Annotated in this window: 15 protein-coding genes; all 15 read right to left on the bottom strand. The window is 70.4% G+C overall.

Annotation, left to right across the window (positions count from 1 at the left end; genetic code table 11):
• Positions 1-35: 35 nt before the first annotated feature.
• The 15 genes from IMT31_RS14890 to rnc all read right to left on the bottom strand — a co-directional run bounded on the left by IMT31_RS14890 (position 36) and on the right by rnc (position 21,237).
• Complete coding sequence (locus tag IMT31_RS14890) at positions 36-3,248, bottom strand: hypothetical protein (protein ID WP_413543260.1); 3,213 nt, start codon at positions 3,246-3,248, stop codon at positions 36-38.
• Complete coding sequence (locus IMT31_RS14885; RefSeq protein ID WP_413543259.1) at positions 3,249-3,821, bottom strand: hypothetical protein; 573 nt, start codon at positions 3,819-3,821, stop codon at positions 3,249-3,251.
• Positions 3,814-5,619, bottom strand: a complete 1,806-nt coding sequence (locus IMT31_RS14880; protein WP_413543258.1) for a hypothetical protein — start codon at positions 5,617-5,619, stop codon at positions 3,814-3,816. The genes IMT31_RS14885 and IMT31_RS14880 overlap by 8 nt, the downstream gene beginning before the upstream one ends.
• An 11-nt stretch (positions 5,620-5,630) precedes the next feature.
• The gene (locus IMT31_RS14875) at positions 5,631-6,161 is read right to left on the bottom strand and encodes a hypothetical protein (protein ID WP_413543257.1); all 531 of its coding nucleotides are present in this window, start codon (positions 6,159-6,161) and stop codon (positions 5,631-5,633) included.
• A gap of 57 nt (positions 6,162-6,218) precedes the next feature.
• Positions 6,219-7,589 (bottom strand): polysaccharide pyruvyl transferase family protein, encoded by a 1,371-nt coding sequence (locus tag IMT31_RS14870; RefSeq protein ID WP_413543256.1) that lies wholly within the window; start codon positions 7,587-7,589, stop codon positions 6,219-6,221.
• A complete protein-coding gene (locus tag IMT31_RS14865; protein WP_345359196.1) occupies positions 7,570-8,757 on the bottom strand; it encodes a glycosyltransferase family 4 protein in 1,188 nt (395 codons plus the stop codon). Before IMT31_RS14865 ends, IMT31_RS14870 begins: the two co-directional genes overlap by 20 nt.
• Before the next feature lie 4 nt (positions 8,758-8,761).
• Complete coding sequence (locus tag IMT31_RS14860) at positions 8,762-10,600, bottom strand: glycosyltransferase family 4 protein (RefSeq protein WP_413543255.1); 1,839 nt, start codon at positions 10,598-10,600, stop codon at positions 8,762-8,764.
• Between the two features lie 113 nt (positions 10,601-10,713).
• Entirely contained in the window at positions 10,714-11,907 is a 1,194-nt protein-coding gene (locus tag IMT31_RS14855) for a glycosyltransferase (RefSeq protein ID WP_413543254.1), read from the bottom strand.
• Between the two features lie 2 nt (positions 11,908-11,909).
• Positions 11,910-13,889 (bottom strand): glycosyltransferase family 4 protein, encoded by a 1,980-nt coding sequence (locus IMT31_RS14850; protein ID WP_413543253.1) that lies wholly within the window; start codon positions 13,887-13,889, stop codon positions 11,910-11,912.
• Positions 13,886-15,697 (bottom strand): glycosyltransferase family 4 protein, encoded by a 1,812-nt coding sequence (locus IMT31_RS14845; protein WP_345359185.1) that lies wholly within the window; start codon positions 15,695-15,697, stop codon positions 13,886-13,888. Before IMT31_RS14845 ends, IMT31_RS14850 begins: the two co-directional genes overlap by 4 nt.
• Positions 15,682-16,932, bottom strand: a complete 1,251-nt coding sequence (wecC, locus tag IMT31_RS14840; RefSeq protein WP_345359182.1) for a UDP-N-acetyl-D-mannosamine dehydrogenase — start codon at positions 16,930-16,932, stop codon at positions 15,682-15,684. Before wecC ends, IMT31_RS14845 begins: the two co-directional genes overlap by 16 nt.
• Positions 16,933-17,052: 120 nt before the next feature.
• On the bottom strand, positions 17,053-18,267 hold the full coding sequence (locus tag IMT31_RS14835) for a glycosyltransferase family 4 protein (RefSeq protein ID WP_345359179.1): 1,215 nt from the start codon (positions 18,265-18,267) through the stop codon (positions 17,053-17,055).
• A gap of 3 nt (positions 18,268-18,270) precedes the next feature.
• Entirely contained in the window at positions 18,271-19,545 is a 1,275-nt protein-coding gene (locus IMT31_RS14830; RefSeq protein WP_413543252.1) for an LCP family protein, read from the bottom strand.
• 44 nt (positions 19,546-19,589) lie between these two features.
• Complete coding sequence (gene mutM / locus IMT31_RS14825; RefSeq protein ID WP_345359173.1) at positions 19,590-20,522, bottom strand: bifunctional DNA-formamidopyrimidine glycosylase/DNA-(apurinic or apyrimidinic site) lyase; 933 nt, start codon at positions 20,520-20,522, stop codon at positions 19,590-19,592.
• Positions 20,515-21,237 (bottom strand): ribonuclease III, encoded by a 723-nt coding sequence (rnc, locus tag IMT31_RS14820; protein ID WP_378109350.1) that lies wholly within the window; start codon positions 21,235-21,237, stop codon positions 20,515-20,517. Before rnc ends, mutM begins: the two co-directional genes overlap by 8 nt.
• Position 21,238: the final 1 nt, after the last annotated feature.

The raw sequence follows: 21,238 nt of genomic DNA, 5'->3' as shown, positions 1-21,238 counted from the left end.
CCCACTGGCGGGTTTGGCGGGCCTGTCAGGCGGGTCTAGCCGGCCAGGCGGAGCATCCGCAGTAGGAGTCCAAGCTGTTCCGACTCGGACAGCAACGACTCCGGCCTCCGGCTGACGGCGCCGTCCGGCTGGCTCACCGGCAGGGCCGTAGCCACCTGGGTGGGGACGATTCTGCGGTCGTGCAGCCGGGCGACGTCCTCCGCCGCCGGTGCCAGGACGGCGTCCACTCGTCGCGCCAGGTCCAGGTGCGGCTCCAGCTCCGGCACTCCCGAGCACCACAGCCCGATGGGGATGTTGTAGCGCCGGGCCTCGGTGACCACCCGGTCCAGCACCGTGGTGCCTCCGGAGACGAGGTCGTTCCACTGGGCCTGGTCCAGGGCCGTTCCCGCGACCACCAGGCCGTCCAACCCGGCCCGGATCTCACGCTCGGCACGCGCGGCGTCCAGACGTACCGGTTCCATCGCTGTCCCCAGGTCCCCGACCGCCGGCCCGGATCCGATGACGCCGATCCGGGCCCGGCGCGCCAGACGGGGGCGCTCCACCCGGTCCTCGATGGGCCACCGGGTCCGCACAGCGGCGGCGTCCAGACCGATACAGTGCCCGGAATGGCGGGCAGCCATCAGGGCCACGGCACCGCGGTCGGTGGCACGGTCCGGGTCCGCAGCCGCAGACAGCACCCGCCCGTGGGCGTCAGGGTCGGCCGCGAGGTCCCAGGCCGTCCTCAGTCCCAGTCGACTGGCGGCAACCGTGCAGGCCAGCGCCGTCAGCTCATCCCCGAGCGCGTAGATCCCGTCCGCGCCGGAAGCCAGCGCCCGGCGGCAGATCGCATCCACCCAGTGGTCGAAGATCGCGTTGACGTCGTCCAACGCCTCGGTCAGCGTCAGCGTGTCCACCAGGGGCGCCCCGAAGGAACCGGTCGCCTGATGTGGACGGTTCGAGCTGCCGCAGACCAACAGCTCTCCCTGCGCTCGGCACAGGGGGACCTCTGGAGCCGAGGCGTGAAGGCGGTGGACTCGCTGGCGGAGGGCCGGGACCCCGAGCACCTCGCCAAGCAGGAGCCTGCGGCCGTGTCCCAGGGTCCAGGGCCGGCCGCCCAGCGTCCCGATCAGACCGGCGGCCAGGGTCAGCTGCCCGGTGGCAGCGAGCGATGCGGCCTCATGCCACCGATCGGTCTCGGCAGGATCCTCCGGGGACGTCCTGACCGGTTCGCCGGCGGAGGAGGCCGGCCCCGTGCCGTCTGCCGGCCCTTCCACCAGGGTGCGGAGCCAGCGGGCGGTGACCGCCCGCGCGTCGTACTGTTCAGCGAAGCCGGCGGCCTGGACGGACAGATCGTCCATGGCAGCGGCGTTCCCGCCGGCGGCGAGGACCAGGTCTGCCGCCTGACGGGCGGAATCCACGTTCCACTGCTCGGGGAAGATCTCCTCGGAGCCCTCGCGCCGCCAGACCAGGGGCACGGCGCCGGAGGCCATGCCCTCCACCGGGGCCAGGTGGAAGGTCTCACGGGTGCTGGGCGAGAGCACCCAGCCGATGCCGCGGAACCAGTTCCCCATGTCCGGGCCGAAGGGGTCGAACACCACCGCCTGACGGAGCCGCTCGTCGCGCCGGAGCCGCTCGTAGAACGCCAGGTAGGCGTCTCGCCGTAGTGGTTTGTCCCACACGAACGGATAGTTCCACGGCGAGTGCCCACGCAGGTGCAGCACATAACGCTCGTCCTGCTCCAACAGCAGCTCCAGGAGGTCCAGGGCCCGATCCGGCCGCTTGAGCTCCGGAACATAGCCCGCCATGCCAAGGTGGAACCGCGCGTCATCCAGCTTGGCGCGCGCCAGGTCCACCGTGTTCACCGGATTGGAGATGACCGTGGTCTTCTCCCGCGGCCAGCCGGTGGCCGTCAGGGCCTTCTCCCGGTAGAACTCCGAGGCGAAGACCACGGTCTCCACGGCGTCGATCTTGATCTCATGGATCGGCGGTTGGCGCAGTTCGTAGCCGTGCAGGTGCAGCACCAGCCGTTGGCGGGGGCTCACGTGGTGGCTATACCAGACGGCGTTGCGGCTGGCGAACTCGCAGAGAACGACGTCGGCCCAGTCCAGCAGCGCCGCGTTGTCCTCCGGGACGGGGCCGCCGTTGGTCTCCCACAGGTCCACCCGCAGTTCCACGTCGTCACGCTGTGCGAGGGCCTCCAGGAGATCGCCGGCGAACTTGAAGTCCGCTCCCACCAGGAGAATCCGCGTGGGACGGGCCTGGCGTGGCACGGCGTCGTAGTCCGCCAGGTAGGCGCCCAGCTGATGGCCCAGTTCCTCGGCGAGCGTGCGCACCGGAGCGGCACCGCTGCGTCCCTGGAGTGCCTGCAGGTCCGCCGTCAGGGTCTCGGCCCGCCACCGGCGGCCCTCGGCCAGTCGGGGCAACGCGGGCAGGGCCTGGGCCTCGGCGAAGACCTCGATGCCGCGTTCCTCGAACCACAGCCGTGCCTGGGACACCCGGTGTCCTTGACCGGGGCTGGCCTTGGGGAGGAGGCCCACGGGGCGGTGACCGCGCAGAGCCTCGGTGAGGGCGCCGTCGCCGGGAGCGACCGCCCGGGCTCCTGGTAGGGCGGCGAACTGCCGGTACACGGGGTGGATGCGCAGCTCCGCCTGGATCTCGGGCCCACACACCAGGAAGACCGGGGGCACCTCTCGTTCCGGCCGCATCCGCTCAGCGTGGAGCTTGATGGCCTCCAGCCCCAGCGGACCGGTGAGCTCGAGGTTCACCACGAGCGCGGTGGTCCCTTCAGCAGCGGCACGGAACCCGGTGGCCCCCGTCCCACTGGCGGCCGGGAAGAGCACCACCTGGCCCGCGGCTCGATCGACCGCCCCCTCGATGGTGCTCCGCGCGTCCTCGTCGAAGACGAGGATCTTCCGGGAGACGGCCACGGCCTGGCGGATGGACTCCTCGGACTCGTCGGTGACGTGCAGGGCGCGTCCGGGCCCGCCCTGCAGGAAGGTCCACAGTCGGAACCGCTCGAGCCCGGCGGAGTGCAGCGCGGCACCGATCGCCATCGACGTGGCCAGCACCAGGTCGGCCCGCTCCACGGCGGTCATCACGGCGTCGGCTGCGGCAGCCCGCACACCGATCACCTCGACGGAGGCCCCGGCGGAGCGCATGGCCTCCACTGCGCTCAGGCTCCAGTCCTGCAGGACCGGCTCGCCCGTGGTCTCATCGACGGGGACGGCCCAGGCGACCGTCCGGCCGGAAAACGGATTGGACTGGTCCATCTAGCCCTGGTCTCCTTCATGCGTGTAGTCCAGCAGTTCCCGCAGCAGCGCCGTCCCCGGGCTGCCCTCCGTGTCCGGGTCCCCGGTGTCCGCGTGGACCACGATGTCCACGGCGCGCCGCAGTGGCGCGCTGCCGCGGGCGGTGGCGGACGGCCCCTCACCCGGCACCAGATAGGACAGTCCACCCGCGGTGCGGACCGTTCCGAGCAGCTCCACCAGTTCGTCCATCAGATGGGACCGTGAGCTGGTCGCCGCACCGGACCACGGTCCGGCGTCCAAGGCCTCCAGCTCCACCACCACCGCGGCCAGCGGCCTACCCTCGATCTGGCCTGCGGTCAGCCCCGGAGCGGCGGGCAGCACCGAGGCCACCTGCCGGAGGCGATCACGCAGGGCCGTCGTGACCACCGCGAGCACCACCTCGTCTCCCCTGCCGGGCCCACCCTCCAGCAGCCGGTCATGACCGGCGAGCGTGACCACGTCCACCGAGTGGCTCTCGTGGTCCACCTCCGGCGTGGCGACCCGGCCGATCCTCTCGAGCAGCGCGGCGATCCCACCGCGGTCGGTGTCAGGCATCGATCCGGCCTCCGATCTTGCGTTCGACCAGCGACCACAGCATGTCGCGCGCCGCGTTGGGGTCCCCCACCGGCGTCTTCACCTCGGCTGGCTTGCCGCTCAGGATGCTGCCCTGCTCCACCAGCGCCCATGCGGACGTCGCCGAGCCGGCGTAGTCACTCCACTTCGAGGGTAGGAACGGGTTCACCCGGTGATTCGGACCGGAGTGGGCGTCATTGACGATGAGGTAGTCGAAGGCGGCCGTGACCCCGAGGAACTCCAGGTACGGCAGAGCGGCGTTGAAGGTCACCTGGTGCTCGATGCCGTGGGCGCCCACCCCGTCGCGGGCACGCTGGACCAGGGCCTTGAACTGAGCCGTGGAGAAGCCGGCAGGCTTGGCGGACAGACCGCCGACGGGCACGAAGTTGGTGAACACGTGCAGGTGCACGTGCTCCCTGACCTCCGCCGGCAACATCTTCAGGGCCACCGTCAGGTCGGTGATCCCCCGGGTCGCGTAGAACTCCCCGAAGTAGGCCAGGTTGAGCTTCTCCGGGTCCACCGGGTAGTCCACGCTCCGCGCCTGGTAGTAGACCGGCGGCAGGGTCGGGTGGTTGGACACCTCGGCATGACGTTCCACACGTGCCGCCAGCTCGGGGCTGTAGATGTTCTCCAGCATCGCGGCCATCTGGTGCTCATTGGTGAACAGGATCGTCTCGGCCAAGGCATACGGCAGGATCTCGGCCAGGCCGAAGATGGTGAAGTGGTCGTCAGGAATCCGCCCGTACTCGGCTTCAACGGGCGCGACGAGGCGGCCCAGTGCCGGGTTCGAGCGGTCCAGTGCGTCGCCACGGCGCTTGCCCTCCACGTCCAGGGACAGCGGGTCGGAGAACTCGGCCAGCCACTCGACGCCGGGGTGGCGCAGCTTGTAGGCGGTGGCGACGTAGTGGGACGGCGCCCAGTTGGCACGGCTGTAGAGGAAATCATGGTCCGCGCCCTGCGCCGCGAGGTAGTCGATCTCGTCGAGCGCCTCCCGGGTGAACTCCTCATAGGCCTCCCAGGACGCCCAGGAGGGCCGCATGTCCAGGTACCGCTGGGACTCCACGTACGGCCGGGAGAGGAGCCCGATAGTCGGATCGACCTTCTTGTGGTTGACCCAGGAGCAGGAGATCACGTCCATGGTGCGGGCGAAGTCCCGCAGGCGCTTGGACGCAACGGTCGAGCCGGTGTCCGCGAAGGGAGCGAAATTGTACAGGATCGCCAGCCCGCGGCCGGCGGGACGCAGTTGGCCCCAGTCGATCTCCGGCGCGTAGGGGGAGACGGCCAGGACATCGAACACCTCTCGCCGATAGTCCGCATCAGCAGTCGTGGCAACGGCCAGCGCGCGGTCTGTCTCCGCGGCGACCTCCTCCGCCCAGGCGACAGCCTCGGCCGGCCAGTCCCGCCGTGCCGAGGCCAACCGGTCACGGAAGTCCAGGTACCGCCGGGCGTCCTCGGTACCCGAGGACTCGCCGAAGCGGACCGTCGGCCCCGGGGCGGCCCGGCTCGCGGCCGCGGCGCCGGTCAGGTCGAGCCGGGCACCACCCACGAGGGTCCGCAGCTGGGCCATGCGCCGGATCTCGGTGCGCGGATCGTCGAGCTCCGTGTCTGACGACAGCAGGTCGGCGGGCCAGAGCACGTGGTCCATGACCCGCAGATCGGTGAGGTCGGCGGGGCCGGCGGTCGCGACCCGTGGGGTCAGGCCGGCCAGGTCCTCGGGGAGTGCGGACACCGGCAGCAGCCGTAGCTCGGACGGCGAGGTCGGGTGGAGTTGCCTGGTCATGGGTGAGCGGGTCACCGTTCCCGAGGCGAGAGCGCCTGCAGATCAGCCCGCACGGTGGTCCAGCCCTGCTCGAACGCCTGACGCAGTTCCACCTGTTCTCCTCGCAGGGCCGTCACCTCGCTGCGTAGAGACGAGACCTCGACGGCGAGCCCCGGCGATTCCGTCGTCCCGCCGGAATCCGAGCCGGCCAACGCGTCCACCCGCTCGGACAGCGCGGCGAGCTGACGATTGGTGCGTGACAGCATGGACACCATCTCCCGGATGGCCACGTCCGGTTGGCCGCCCTTCGCAGCGCCGGCTGCGGGGGCGGGGCCGCCGATCTGGCGCAGGGCCGCCTTGAAGGTCTTCAGCTGGCGCCGGGAGCCGATGAACGACAGCGGGGCGAGCAGGGCCAGTCCGAGCCCCAGGCAGACCAAGGACGCCGACTCCAACGAGAACGCCCCCAGGATCGCCGCGGCAAGTCCGAGGAGACCGAGCAGCGCCAATCCGAGCAGGTAGGCCACCCGTTCCAGACGGGGCACACGGCCGGGGGTGTTAGACATGATTACTCACCTTTCCACAGACTTCACTGACATCGCGGCGATCCGCCGTTGATTCTGTCACGCATCCGGTGGTCCTTCCGGCATTTGCCTGCTCTCCACAGGGATTCGGGTACCGCTTCCCGGGCCGCTGCCATCCCTCGGACCGTCCTCGCCCTCGGGGCCCTCTGCCGAAGCGGCCTCCTGGAGCTGCCTGACCTCGCCCTGGCGCCGCCGCAGTTCCAGGGCCAGGGGCAGCGCCTGACGGGCAGTCCTCACCGGGTGTCTCAGCAGGTCGGCACCCACGTCCCCGGGAGCCAGCTGCAGGCGCATCTGCCAGACGAGCCGGTCCAGGGCGGCCCCCGCCGTGTCCACCAGCGCTTCGATGCGACGAGTGTCCACGGGTTCCTGGAGACGGGAGAGCAGGTCACCGCCGGAGAGCTCATCGCCGTCCGCGGCAGGCGCCGGGTCGAGGACCAGATCCGGTCGGCCGATCTGATGCAACAGGTTGCGGCTCTTCGTGTTGGGGGTCAGTGCCAGCGCCGAGAGACCATACATCAGGGCCACCACCAGCCCGTGGAACTTCATGCTGGCCATCACGTCCATCCGACCGATGGCCGCGGTGTCCTCCAGAACACCGCGGGAGGGGATGAACTCGTCCGGGGTGAAGGGCAGGTGACGGTAGGCCTGCCGATCGCGGCGGCGCTGACGGCCGGAGGAGAGCTCCAGGGCGGTGATCGCGTATCCGGACTGCCGCGCGGCCTCCACCAGGCGGTGCAGTGCGGAGTAGTCGTTCTCCTGTCCGTACAGGCCCGGCCGGACGGAGAAGCCCAGCCGGCGGGTGCCGTCGTCGTCGGCAACCGGTGGCAGGTCCAGGGCGAAGACCAGATCGGGGTGGACCACCACCGGTTGATGGGGACGCAGTCGATCCCGGATCCAGGCGGCCGATTCCTCGTCCCGGGCGCTGATGTACTGCACGTTCGGGTGCCGGAAGAACTCCGAGAGATGCTCCACGACCGATTCCCTCTCGCGGTGCTTCCACAGCGGGGCACCGACCCCACAGATGTACACCTTCTTCCGGAGCCATTCGGGCTTCCAGTAGAGCGTGGACACCTGGTTGGGCAGCAACAGGTCCCCTCCACCGATCAGGAAGGCGTCGTACGCCTCTGCCACCTCACCGGGGTCGCCGACCACATAGGGCGGCTGCAGCAGCTGATGGACCGGGTCCACCTCGAAATGGGCGGAGAGGCGCTGACGCCACAGCCGCAGGAAGAGCTCGTCACCGAAGTTGCCCCAGCCGAAGAAGCCGACCAGTCCCACCCGCGGGCGTTCCCCCCGGTGCTGCCGGGTGGCATCCCGCCGGTCGGCAGCCGGGGTTCCGGCCCAGGTCGGGGCAGGCCCGGTGCCGGGACTGAAGGCCGGTCCGCTGAGGTCAGGGCGTGGCGTCGTCATCGAGCCCGAGGCGTTCCCGGACGGTGCGCGCCAGCTGGGCGGACACGGTCAGGCTGTGGTGTTCCTCCGCGAAGGCACGGGAGGCCTTGCGTGCCTCGGCGGTGAGCAGGCGGTCCGCACGGCCCAGCGCGGCTGCCGTCTCCTCCGCGGAGTCCCCCGAGAAGAACTCGGTGAACTCTGCCGGGAGCAGCCCCGGCAGGACCCCGACCCGACTGGCCACCACCGGCAGGTCGAAGGTCGGACCCAGCAGGGCTCCGCCGGAGTTCAGGGCGCGCTCGTGGGGCAACACCATCAGATCGGCGGCCCGCAACAGGCGCTGTACCTCGTCCCCCGGGATGCGGCGGTCGTCCAGCAGGACGTAGGGGTGCATCCGCAGCCGGTCCAGCAACGCCACAGAGTCCGCGTCCGAGTCCGCCTTGCCGGCGACCACCAGCCGGCGGGGGGCGTCAGAGGTGGCCAGCAGCGCATCGAAGGCGTCCAGCAGCCGCTCGATGCCCTTGTAGGCCTTGATGGCGCCGAGGACCACGTAGACGATCTCATCGGACTCGATCCCCATCATGACGCGGGCCTGGTCCCGGGAGACGTAGTCCTCATAGGCCCCGAGGTAGGAGGGGTGCGGTGAGTTCATGACCTTCTCGGCAGGCAGATCGATGATCTCCCGGACGACCTCTGGGGTGTCCTCGCTCATCACGTGGATGAGATCCACCTCTCCGGCCACGGCCTGCTGCAGACGGAGCTCCTCCTGGGGGAACGCGGCGTCATGGCTGACCATGTTGTGCATGGTCCAGATCACCTTCCCGCCGTCCTTGCGGAATCGGCGCAACTCGGCCATGAAGCGATTGGACTGTTCCGCCGCCTTGCGGGCCGAGGTCATGCCCTGGTGGACGAACGACAACCAGTGCAGGTGATAGACGACCCCGCGGGTCTGGCCGCGCAGGTGTGTCAGCTCGGCGAAGGACCAGGGGTCCGTGACGGGCGTCAGCGCCAGCCCGTGGTCACCGAAGGAGCGGTAGAGCAACTGTTGATACGGGTTGCCTCGGACCACCGGGCCGTAACCGAAGAGCCACGGCTCCTCCGCGTCCCGCGTGGTGTAGTAGCGAACGGCTGCCAGCGCCTCGTGCACCGGTGTGCCCTCTTCCGGGAGGATTCCCTGATACCGCAGTTCCACGTGCCTATGCTCCCTCAGTCGATGTCTCTGTCCCGCGGATCTCCCGGTAGACCTCCCGGTACCGGGGCCCGGCTGCCTCCGCCGAGTGGGACTGTTCTGCCCATCGGCGGCCGGCGAGGCCCATCCTGACCCGTTCGTCCTCGTCCGCCAGCAGTCCGCTGAGGACTCGGGCCAGGTCCACAGGATCCTCTGGCGCGAAGACGCGCCCACGCTCCCCGTCCTCCAGCACCTCGGCCAGGGCCGGCAGGTCCGCGCCCACGACCGGGCGGGCCATCGCCATCGCCTCGAGGGCCTCGGACGGCGGCAGGTACGTGGCCGCGCGCTCGTGGACCCGTGGGACCACGAAGACGTCGATCAGGGAATGGTGCCGGGCCGGGTCCGCAGGGTCGGCCGGGCCGGTGAACACGACGCGATCGATCACGTCATAGAGCTTGACCAATTCCCAGAGTCCGTCCCGGCGCGCGCCCTCGCCGACCAGCACACACTGCACGTCCTGGCCACGTTCCTTCAGCAGGGACATCGCCTTGATCAGCACCTCCTGGCCCTCGCGCCGGTGGTCCATGGTCCCGACGCAACCGACGGTGGGACCGGTCAGTCGGAACTCGGAGGCAAGCTCCGCATCGCGTGTCCGTGGTGCGAACTCCCGGAGGTCCACCGCCTCGGGCACCAGGTGGATCCTGCCCGTCGGGATTCCCCGGGATACCAGCTCATCCCGCAGCGCGAGGCCGGGGACCATGACGGCGTCGGCCTCCAGCAGGCAGATCCGCTCCACCTCGAGGCGGCGCCGGTAGACCTCGGAGTCCTCTTCCAGCGCGCTCTGAGCAGTCCAGGCCGTCTCCAGCAGAGAGGTCACCTCGTAGACCAGGGGCAGCCCGGTCTTGGCCTTCAGGGCCAGGGCGACGAGGGCCGTCTCGAAGCCGCGGCGGCCCGAGGTGACGTGCAGGATGGCCGGGCGCAGGTCCATGACCCGGCGGTGGGCGTACCACGCGAAGTCCTCCAGCCAGCGGTCGGCGGGCACGTTCCCGTAGGGGATTCCGGGATCGAGGCGGTGATGGACGATCCCGTCGATCTCCTCGGTCTCCGGGAAATCCCCGCCCACGAGGTCGCGGGGAAAGCCGAGCTCGGTGAGCACCACCGGTTGCAGTCCGGCGGCCCGTTGTGCAGCCAGTGTGCGGCGGTGACGGGAGGTGGCGGCGTCCGGCCGGTAGGGACCGGATGCCGGGACGAGGTGGAGCACCACATCCGACCCGGCCGCCTCCACAGGCACCACGGGACCAGGCAGCCGCGGCACCCAGCCGGTCAGTTCCCGGGCACGGCCGTTCACGGTGGCCACGGTCCGGCGGACGCTGAGATCGGTCACACCCAGGCGGGAGGCCCACCGCAACTCCTCGGTGATGGCGCCCGTGCGCGTGGCCAGGAACAGGGCCGCACGCTGGAACCCGGGATCTGCGCCCATGTCCTGTTCGAGCAGGTCCTTCCACAGCACGCCCCGGCGATAGGCGGCCGGGGTCTTGGCCCCCCGCAAGGGCTGGTAGCTGCCGTACTGAGAGGTCGTCTTCGCCTCCCGCAGCGCCCGGTACCGGGCGTCCCAGTCTGGAGATTCCCGAGCGGACCCGTCGGAGCCGATCCGCAGCAGCTGGCCGGACGCCTGCCGGAATCCGATCTCGCGTTGCCGCAGCTGCCGCCGCAGCCGGGCGAGGTCCCGCTTGACACGACCGGCCCATGCCCGCGCCCCGCGGCGGGGAACGATGGCATTCCGCTCGTCCCACAGCGCCGCCAGGGCCTCACGCTCCTCCACGATCCGGGTGAGCTCGCGGTGCATGCCCACCAGCTCCCGGCGCATCAGCTCACGTTCCTCCGCGGCGGACCGTGCCGGGTCCTCGGTGATGATGTGGTGCTGGATGGCAGTGCTCCCGATTCACTCGACTCTCCACTGGTGGTGGTCCCCCGTGGAGTTTACCGGCCTTCTCCCACACCGTCCGCCGCGGTCAACCGCGTCCGGAGGGTCCGGGCGAGATCGTGGCTGACCGTCCTCGCATGGTGCTCTGCGGCGAAGTCCCGCGCCGCGTGCCGCGCGTCGGCTCCCAGCAGCCGGTCGGCGCGGCTCAGGGAGTCGGCGACGTCCTGCGGTGCCGCGGAGTCGATGAACTCGGTGAAGTCCTCCCCCAGGGTCCCGGGGAGCACGCCGACCCGGTTGGCGACGAGCGGCAGGTCGAAGCTCGGTCCCAGCAGCGCGGCACCGGAGTTCAGGGCCACCTGGTGCGGCAGCACCATGATGTCCGCGGCGCGCAGCAGGTACTGGACCTGCTCATTGGGGACCTTGACGTCATGGACCAGCACCTGGGGGTGCATCCGAAGACGCTTCAGCAGGGCCCGGGTGCGGCGGTCGCGGTCGGGGCCACCGGCCACCAGCAGCCGCCGCGGCACATCGGAGGAGTCCAGCAACCGGTCGAAGCCGGCCACCAGGGTCTCGATCCCCTTATAGGCCTTGATGGCGCCGAACACCACATAGACGACCTCGTCCTCGGACAGGCCCAGCATGGTGCGGGCCTGGTCCCGGGGGACGACATCCGGGTAGGCACCGAGATAGCTGGGGTGCGGGGAGGTCACGACCTTCTCCGGATCCAGGGCCAGGAAGTCCCCCACGAGGCCGGGGGTCTCCGGGCTCATCACGTGCACCAGGTCCGCCAGATCGGCCACCGACTGCTGCAGCGCCCGCTCCACGTTGAGGTAGACCGCGTCATGAGGCGCCAGGTTGTGCACGGTCCACAGCACCCGTCCGCCGGCCGACTGGAAGCGCCGCAACCGCTGCAGGTACCGTCCCATCCGGTCCTCGGCCTCATCGGCGCTCTTGGCACCCCGCAACACGGTGTTGAGCCAGTGCAGGTGGAGCACGATGCCCTGGGTCTGGTCCAGCAACGGCATCAGGGACTCGAAGGACTCGGGATCGAGCACCGGCGACACCACGAAGCCCTCGTCCCCGAAGTGACGGTAGGTGAGTGACTGGTACGGATTCATCCGCGCCACCGGCGTGTACGCGAGGAGCCACGGCGGCATGCCATAGCGGACGGTCCCGTTGCGCACGGCCGCCAGCGCCTCATGGACGGGCGATCCCGGTGCCGGGTTGAATCCCTGGATCTGCAGTTGCACGGTCATGCTCCTTCGGGGGTTCGGCCGGCGCTGACTCCACCTGCGGCAGCTGCGGGACGCACCTGCAGGCGCTCATAGACCTCGGCGTAGCGGGGCCCGTTGTGCTTCCACTGGCGTTCGGCCTCGATCCAGGCCCGTCCGGCAGCGCCCAGGCGTTCACGTTCCTCCGGATCGGCCAGCAGCGCCGCCACGGCGTCCGCGAGGGATTCCACGTTCCCGGCGGTGAAGGTGTGGCCACGCTCGGGCGCCTCGACGATCTCCGTCAGGGCCGGCAGGTCGCTGACGAGGACGGGACGTTCCATGGCCATCGCCTCGAAGGGCTTGAGCGGGGTGACGTACACGGCAGCGCGTTCGTGGATGCGTGGCACCACGAAGACATCGATGAGGTCATACAGGGCGGACACCTCGGAGTGGTCCACCGGTCCGGTGAAGACCACGCGGTCCTCGATGTCCCACCGGGCTGCCAGTCCCTTGAGGGTCTCCACGCGCGCTCCACCACCCACCAGGACACACTGGGCCTGGATGCCGCGCTCCTTCAGGCGCGCGGCCGCCTCGATCAGCAGTTCCTGACCCTCGCGCCGGTGGTCCATGTTGGAGACGTAGCCGAAGGTCGGCATCGTGATCCCGAAGCGGACGGCCAGCTCCGCGTTCCGCGGTCCCGGAACGAAGTTCTCGAGGTTGACGGCATTCGGGACCAGACTCACCTTCTCCGCGGGGACCCCACGGGAGATGATCTCGTCCCGCATGGCGGTGCCCAGGGTCAGTACGTGGTCGGCCGCGAGCATGCACCGGGTCTCGACCTCCATCCGCCGGCGGAAGATCTCCCCCGACTCCTCCAGTTCGAGGTCCGGGGTCCAATTCGCCTCGAAGAAGGAGCGCACCTCGTAGACCACGGGGATCCCGGTCTTCTCCTGCAGGGCGAGTGCCACCAGCGCGGTCTCGAAGCCCCGGCGTCCGGAGGAGACGTGGATGACGTCCGGACGGATCTGCCGCACCTGCTGCCAGGCCAACCAGGCGAAGTCCTCCTGCCACCGGTCGGCTGGCACCGTCGAGTAGTCGAGCCCGGTGTCGAGGCGGCGGTGTTCGATCCCGTCGTAGACCTCGGTCTTCTCGAAGTCGTTCCCGACGACGGCGCGCGGGAACCCCGGTTCGGTCACCACCACGGGGGTCCAGCCGGCGGCCTGCTGGGCCTTGAAGTTCTCGTGGCTGCGCGAGGTGAAGCCGTTGGAGAAGTAGGGGCGGGACTCCTTGACGAGGTGCAGGACCACACGCTGGCCGGCCGGCTCCACCCGCTCGAACCCGCCGGGGATGCGGGGCAGCCACCCGGAGAGCTCTGCGGCCCGGCCGTTGACCTTGGACAGGGAACCCTTCAGCCGGGGGGTGCCATGAGCCTCTTGCGCCACCGCGTCGAGGGAGGAGGAGATGGCACCGGCCGGTGACGCCAGGCGGCGCAGCTCCGCCAGATAATTCCGGTAGGCGCTGTCCTCCTCCCCGCGGGACGCGTAACGGTCCGCCAGCAGGTCGAGCCACAATTGGGCCCGCGGCCCGTCGAAGTCGGCGGGGTCGATCGCCGTCAACGGACCGGCGCCGGCCAGCTGCCGCCCCTTCCCCTGGCGGCGGAGCCGCTGCATCTCGGCCAGGGCCTCGCGGGGAACGCTGCCGAGCTGGTCGAAGGCGATCCGGGCCGCAGCCCGGGCGGCCGCCGTCGGGCCGAGCCGGCCGGACAACGCATCTTTGACCACCGTGACGCCGCGCCGCCGGATCTCCCGTGCGCGGCCCTTCAGCGAACCGGCCACTCCGCCGGGGAGGTCGAGGGTCAGTGCCTCGAATCGCCACGAGGCGGCAGCGCGCTCGGCCGTCAGCTCCGTGAGCTCGTCGTGGACGGCCAGCAGTTCCGATCGCAGCAGTTCGACCATGGACTCGGCGTCCTCAGCGGCGGGCCCGGCGTCGATGGGCTGCCTGTTCGGCTGTTCAGATGTCACGGTGCGCTTCCGTTCCCTTCGGTCGGGACGATTCCCAGGTCGGCATAGAGTCGAGTGTAGGTCGCGGCATTCTGTTCCCAGGTCCGCGTGGACAGTGCCCAGCGGCGCCCGGCCTCGCCGAGCCGGGCCCTCAGCGCCGGGTCGTCGAGCAGTCCCGCCAGCCCCGCGGCCAGTGCCTCGACGTCATCGGGGGCCACCAGGGTGCCGGTGACCCCGTCCTGGACCAGTTCGGACAGTGCGGGCAGGTCGGCAGCAAGCACGGGGCGGGCGGAGGCTGAGGCCTCGATGGACTTCATCGGCGTGACGCTGCGGGTGACCGGGAGGTCTCGGCGGGGCATCACGAAGACATCGAGGGCGGCGTGGTTCCAGCGTGCCTCGGCGCTAGTCACGCGGCCCGTGAACTGACAGCGATCCGCGATGCCCAGTTGGGCGGCCAGCACGCGCAGTCCGGGCAGCGCCACGCCGTCGCCCACGATCCGCAGTTTCAACCGCGGGTAGTGCGTGGCCAGCCGGGCCACTGCCCGCACCAGCAGGTCCAGGCCCTCGTAGTCCACCACGGAGGAGACGGTTCCGACCAGTAGGTCCGCCGGGTCGATACCGAGGTGGTCCCGGGCCTGTTCCGGAGAGACCGGCGGGGCCAGGAAGGCCGGTGCCACGGCATTGGGGCAGACGTACAGCCGTCCCGGGGACACGCCCTGGGACGCCAGCAGGCCACGCATGTTCTCCCCGAGAGTCACCACGGCGTCCGCGTCCTGGGCGAGTTCGGCCTCGCGGGCGGTGAAGGAGAGGTAGTACTCCGAGTCCCGCGCCTCGGGCGCGCGGGTGGCGGCCCAGCTGTCCGCCCGTTGGCCACGGACCTCATAGACCCACGGCAGGCCGAAGGCCTCCGCCACCGCACGGACCACGAGGGCGTTCGTGAAATGGGTGGTGGTGTGCAGTGCGGCCGGTCGCAGCCGCTCCACCTCCCGGGCGAGGAGCCTGGCGTACTGGTCCAGCCGTCCGGCGGCGTCGCCCGCCAGACGGCGAGGCAGCAACCTGGTGTAGAGGATGCCATCCACCTCGTCACGGCCTCTCGCCCAGGGGATGCCCACCTCCACGGGGTATGCGGGCCGCGTGAGGGCAGGGGTCTGGAAGCCGGCATCCCTCAGCGCCGTCAGCACCCCGTGGCTGCGCTGGGCATAGCCTGAGGCGGTGTGCGGCAGAGAGCTGTTGAGCACATGCAGGATGCGGCCGCTCTCGGCTGGGCCCCGGCGGACCGGCCCGACCTCAGGCCGGTAGCCGTTCAGCACCCGCCGCTCGGCCTCGAGGCGGCGAGCCAGCCGACGGTTGCCCGGATGCGCCTCGGCGTGGGCCAGTGCCGAGCCGAGGTCGCCGCGGTACAGGTCGAGCCGTGCGGCGGCGGCGTACCAGCCAGCATGGCGATCTGCTGCCGGAACGCCGGTGAGCCACTGCCCGGCCCCGGCGTCGTCGTCCGAGCCGAGGGCCGCCGTCGCCAGCATCGCCCGCGCCCTGGGCCCGGGCTGCGCACCCGGCCCCCCGGGCCCGCTCCGGCGAGCGGCGTCGTCGTCCCCGAGGATCTGATGCCCGACGGCGGCCGGCACGCCCCCCGCGAACCCTCCGGTCCGCGTCAGCAGACGAGCGGCGGGCCCGGAGAGTGAGTTCGGCAGCCGACGGGAGACCTGCAGTGCGAACTGGACAGGGTCCTGCACCACCTCGTCACGGACCGTCTGCAGGGTCAGCAGGGCGTTCCTGGCCCAGGGGGTCCCCCGGGTGTCACTGACGCCGTCCCGGCTCACTTCTCGCGCCACTGCCCCCGGGTGTCCACCACGTACTTGCCCTCGGCCAGCGGCTTGAGGTCGGCGAAGGCGGAGTGGTCCACCAACAGCACCACGATGTCCGCGGCCTCGATCGCGGCCTCGGGGGCCACCAGTTCCACGTGCTCCAGCCCGGACAGTGCAGCGGGCAGCTGCTCCACGTGGGGCTCCACGGCCAGGATCGTGCTGCCGGTGAACTGCCGGGCCATCTCCGCGGCGATGTTCAACGCCGGGGACTCCCGCAGGTCATCGATGTTCGGCTTGAACGCCAGACCCAGGGCCGCGATCACGGGGGCACGGCCGGTGGCCTGCTGCACGTCGAAGGCCTTGGCCTTGACCTGATCGATCACCCACTGCGGCTTGGAGTCGTTGATCTCCCGGGCGCTGCGGATGATCCGGGCCGTATCCGGGGCGGCATCCACGATGAACCAGGGGTCCACCGCGATGCAGTGCCCACCCACGCCGGGGCCTGGCTGCAGCACGTTCACCCGCGGGTGGTGGTTGGCCAGCTCGATCAGTTCCCAGACATCGATGTCCAGCTCCTGACAGATCATGGACAGCTCGTTGGCGAAGGCGATGTTCACGTCCCGGAAGGAGTTCTCCACCAGCTTGGCCATCTCCGCGGTCCGCAGGTTGGTCAACAGGATCTCGCCCTGGCAGAACGTCTCGTACAGCCCCTTCGCCACCTCCGCGGCCGCCGGTGAGGACCCGCCGACGATCCGGTCATTGGTGACCAGCTCGGTCATCACCTTGCCCGGCAGCACCCGCTCGGGGCAGTGCGCGAACAACAGGGTCCCGGCCTCCGCCAGATCCGGACGCGCCTCGTGGATGACCTCAGCCATCCGCTCGGTGGCCCCGGGGGGCGAGGTGGACTCCAGGATCACCAGCTCGGAGCCACGCAGCTGCGGGGCCAGGTTCCGGCCCGCGGCCTCGATGTAGGACAGATCCGGGGACTTGTCCGCATGGAACGGGGTCGGCACCGCCACGATGTACGCGTCCGCCTCCGGGGTGTCCTTCGAGGCCGAGAGCAGTCCCTCGGACACGGCCTTGCTGACGTACCGGTCCAGATCCGGCTCCACGAACGGCACTTCCCCGGCATTGACCGCATCAACCGTGCCCTGGTTCACGTCCACCCCGTGGACGCGTAGGCCATGGCCCGCGAGGATGGCCGCCGTCGGCAGGCCGATATAACCCAGGCCGATCACGGCAACGCTGGAGATGTCAGTCATGGAATACGTCCTTAAATTCGAGGGTGGCCCCGCGGTGGTCGTCCGGCCACACCGCTGAGTGGAGTTCTCAGCGAAGGGCTCGGGGCAATCACGGCCGGGGGCACATCCGGTCAGTGGCGATTATAGGGGGTGACCGGGGTCCGAGTGGCGCAGCACGGTGTCCCGGGCACGTTCCACGAAGCGCCGGCCCAGCTGCGGAAGGTCCGCGTGGCGGCCTACCCATTCCCGTCCGTGGCCGTCCACGTTCGTGGCGTCCGGCTCCTTCGCCAGCAGCCGCCAGACCTCCACGAGGGCCTGTGGCGAGGCCGCGACCAGGGTCGCTGCCCCGGACGACTCCAGAATCCGGGCGGCCTCCCCCGTGACGATCCCGGTGACGTGCCGGCCCACTGCCAGCAGCTCGTAGGTCTTCGAGGGAACCGTCCATTCGAAGCTGGGCCAGTCCGGACGCAGGGTCACCAGGCAGGTGTCCGCCCACGCGTACTGTTCCTGCAGATCGGCCCCGTGCGCCGGAGGGAGCATCTGGACCGGTGAACCCAGTGAGGCGTTCAGTTCCGCCAGAGCGGCGTGTCGCGTCCCCGAGCCGACGAACCGGACCACGATGCCTTCGGGCCCCCCGTGGACGAGACCCGCCGCGCGGATGACCGTCTCCAGCCCCTGGCTCTCCCCGTGGTTGCCCAGGTAGAGCACGTTGAGCTGTCCGGGTGCCCGCGTTCGCGTGGGCAGGAGGGGGATGTCCGCGAGGGGGACTCCGTTGCCGACGACCTCCACCCTGTCCAGGCCGCGTTCCCTCAGGCGTTCCGCGAACCCCTCCGTCACCGTCACCACCAGGTCCGCGGTGCGCTGTGTCCCGGTGACCAGGGCCTCCATGACCCGGCTCAGCATCCCGGTGGAGACCCCGGACTCGCGGGCCAGGTCCGGCCAGGCGTCCCGCATCTCGATGATCAGGGGCACCCGGCGGAGCCGGGAGAGGGTCCAACCCGCCACCACGGTGGGCAGCGCCGGGACGGTGATGACGATGACATCCGGCCTCTGGGCCCGCAGGCCCACCGGGATCGCCGCCACGGCGTGGACGATGTGGCCCAGGAACCGGCCCTCGCGGGTGCCCCGCAGCGCCGGCCACCGGAGCGTTCGGTGGATCCTCTCACCCCAGGGGCCCCGACGGTGCACCTCCCCGCCGGTCGGCCGTGCTCCGGGGACGTGCCCGGGATCTGCCGGCGGCACCACGATGTCCACGTCCCAGCCTTCGGCCCGGAAGGCCTCCACGAAGGCGGCCCACCTCCGCTGGGGCGGCGTGCGCTCCGGGAGGTAGGAATGGGTGATCAGCTGGACCCGCATGGGCTAGGCCCCGGCGCAGACGGCCTCGGGGACAGCCGCCTCGTCGGAGGCACTGGCGGAGGCACTGCCGGAGGCGTCCGAGCCGGTGGCATCGGCCGAGGAGGACGCGGAGTCAGAGCCCGGCGCCTGAGTCTGGGCTCCGTCCTCCTCGGTTCCCTGGGCCTCGGTGGACTCCGAGGTTCCGGCGGAGCCCTCCGCCGAGTTTTCCGCTGAGCTCCCCGCTGTGCCCTCCGCGCCGGGGGACGGCTCGGCATCGTCCGGGGACAGGTACTCGCCCAGCCGGTCCTGCTGCAGGGCCCGGCGCAGCTCCGGCAGGGCCTCTTCGTCCTGGAGCACGATCGAGGCCCCGCCCGGGCCCTCGGCCGGCGGCCCATGGGGGATGGTGAACGTCTCGATGTCGTCCGAACGGATCCCGTTCAGTTGCAGCCCGTACCCGGCGATCGTCCCGGCGTCGAGTCCCTCATCCACGGAGATGAACGGCACGATGCTGTCCACCACGGCCATCACCCGCTGAGGGTTGGCCAGCGTGTCCACGGTGAGGATCTGATCCACCATGGCGGACACGAAGCGCTGCTGGTTGGCGACCCGCTCGAAGTCGCCCCCCAGGAAGGCCTTGCGTTCGCGGACGTACCGCAGGGCGTCTGGACCCTGGAGCAGGATCTCCCCCTCGGGGAAGTAAGACGGATTCACCTGACCCGAGGAGAAGGCGTTCGGGTTGCACACCTCCACGCCCCCGAGGGCCTCCGTCAAGCCGTTGAAGCCCTCGAAGTCGATGACCGCCAGGTGGTCGATGTTCACGCCCAACAGGTTCTCCACCGTGGCGGTCACCAGGGGGTAGCCGCCCAGTCCGAGGGCGGAGTTGACCTTCCGCTCCCCCTCCCCCGGGATCTCGACCCAGAGATCGCGCACGATCGACATCACGTAGACGTTCTGCCGGTCCTCGGGGACGTGCACCAGCATCATGGTGTCCGAACGCTCGCCGTCCTCACCCTTGTTCTCCGCGGTGTCCATGCCCTCGCCCCGCGAGTCGGAGCCCATCACCAGGACATTCAGCACACCATCCGAGGCGGCCTCCTCGCTGGCGATGCCCGCGTCCACGGTCTGCCGCTTGTCATTGAAGGCCGAGGCGATGGAGCCCACGTATACCGCCACGAAGACCAGCACGATGACCAGCAGCGCCGCCACCACGATGAAGGCGTTTCGGACGGTGTGGCGCTTCCGCGAGGCGCGGCCACGGGAACGGCGCGGCAACGGCTCGTGGTTCTCAATGTGAGACAAAGGGGTTCCCATCCATGCAGAAAGTTCCACACCATCTTAGACCGCTACCAGCGGGCACGCCGTGGCACCGGCTGGCACCGAGGGCAGTACGCCGAGGAGCGGTTCATGAACCGGTCCTTGACGATCACCGTGTCACGGTGCTCGGCGGCGCAGCGGGGGCACGGCCGGCCAGCCTGGCCGTAGACGTTGAGGGACCGCTCGAAGTAGCCCGACTCCCCGTTGACATTGACGTAGAGGGAATCGAAGCTGGTGCCTCCCTGAGACAGCGCGTCCTCCATCACGTCCCGCACGGCAGCCAGCAACCGAGCGGACTCGCCGCGATTCAGGGTCTCGGTGGGCCGGGCGTAGTGCAGCCGGGCCCGCCAGAGGGCCTCGTCCGCATAGATGTTCCCGATGCCGGAGACCAGCCCCTGGTCCAGCAGTGCCCGCTTGATCCCGGTCTTGCGGGCCCGCAGCCGCACATGGACCGAGTCCGCATCGAAGTAGGGGTCCAACGGGTCCCGGGCGATGTGTGCCACTGAGGCCGGCAACAGCTGATCCGCCCGGTCCGCGGACGGCACGAGGGGGTCCAGGAACAGTCCGCCGAAGATGCGTTGGTCCACGAACCGCAGTTCCAGGGCGGGTTCCGCGTCCGGCGCATCGGGGCCCTGGCCTACCGGGTCCTCCAGCAGGACCCGGATTCTCAGGTGGCGCTGCGCCGGAGTCTCGGGGGAACTGATGAGCAGTTGTCCACTCATCCCCAGATGCGCCACGAGGGCCATGCCGCCGGGCGCGGCCAGGGGCACCCACAGGTACTTCCCGCGGCGTTCGGGAGCCGTCAGACGGCGGCCGGTGAGCTGGGATTCGAAGGCCGCCGGGCCGCCGTCGTGCCGGCGCGTCGAGCGGGCGTCCAACACCTCGACCCCGGAGACCGGACGCCCTGCCGCCCAGCGGGCCAGGCCTCGGCGCACCACCTCCACCTCGGGCAGTTCAGGCACGGGGAGTCGATCCGGCCGCCGCGGCCGCCTCCCTCACCTCGTCCCAGGAGAGGGCTGCGGCCTGGCGCTCCGCCTCCTTCTTGGACGGGCCCGTGCCGGTGGAGTAGGCCACGGAACCGATGACGAGGGTGGCCGTGAAGACCTTGTCATGGTCCGGGCCGGAGGACTCCATCCGGTAGTGGACGGCGCCGAGTCCGCCGTTGGCCGCCGCCTCCTGGATGAAGGTCTTCCAGTCCGTCCCGGCACCCATGGCCAGTTCGTCCTCCAACAGCGGCACCACCAGGAGGTGGACCAGGTCATGGGCCGCTGCCAGCCCGTGGTCCATGTAGGTGGCGCCGATCAGCGACTCCATGGTGTCCGCGAGGATGGAGTCCTTGTCCGCCCCGCGGGTGCGCCGTTCGCCCTCACCCAGCAGGATGGCCGGGCCCACGCCGATGGAGCGGGCCACGGAGGCCAGCGCTCGGGTGGAGACGACGGCGGCACGCATCTTGGCCAGGTCGCCTTCGGACCGGTCGGGATACGTGCGGTAGAGGTGGTCCGTCACCACGAAGCCGAGGATGGAGTCGCCGAGGAACTCCAGGCGCTCGTTCGTGGGCAGTCCGCCCTGTTCATAGGCGTAGGACCGATGCGTCAGGGCAAGGACAAGCGTCTCGGGGTCAATTCTGACCCCGAGACGCTGGTTCAGGTCTTCAGTTGACTGAGGCGCCACGGGCACC

This window comes from Citricoccus nitrophenolicus, from assembly GCF_047305825.1.
Classification (GTDB): domain Bacteria; phylum Actinomycetota; class Actinomycetes; order Actinomycetales; family Micrococcaceae; genus Citricoccus; species Citricoccus nitrophenolicus.
This window is presented reverse-complemented; position numbering and strand designations above follow the sequence as displayed.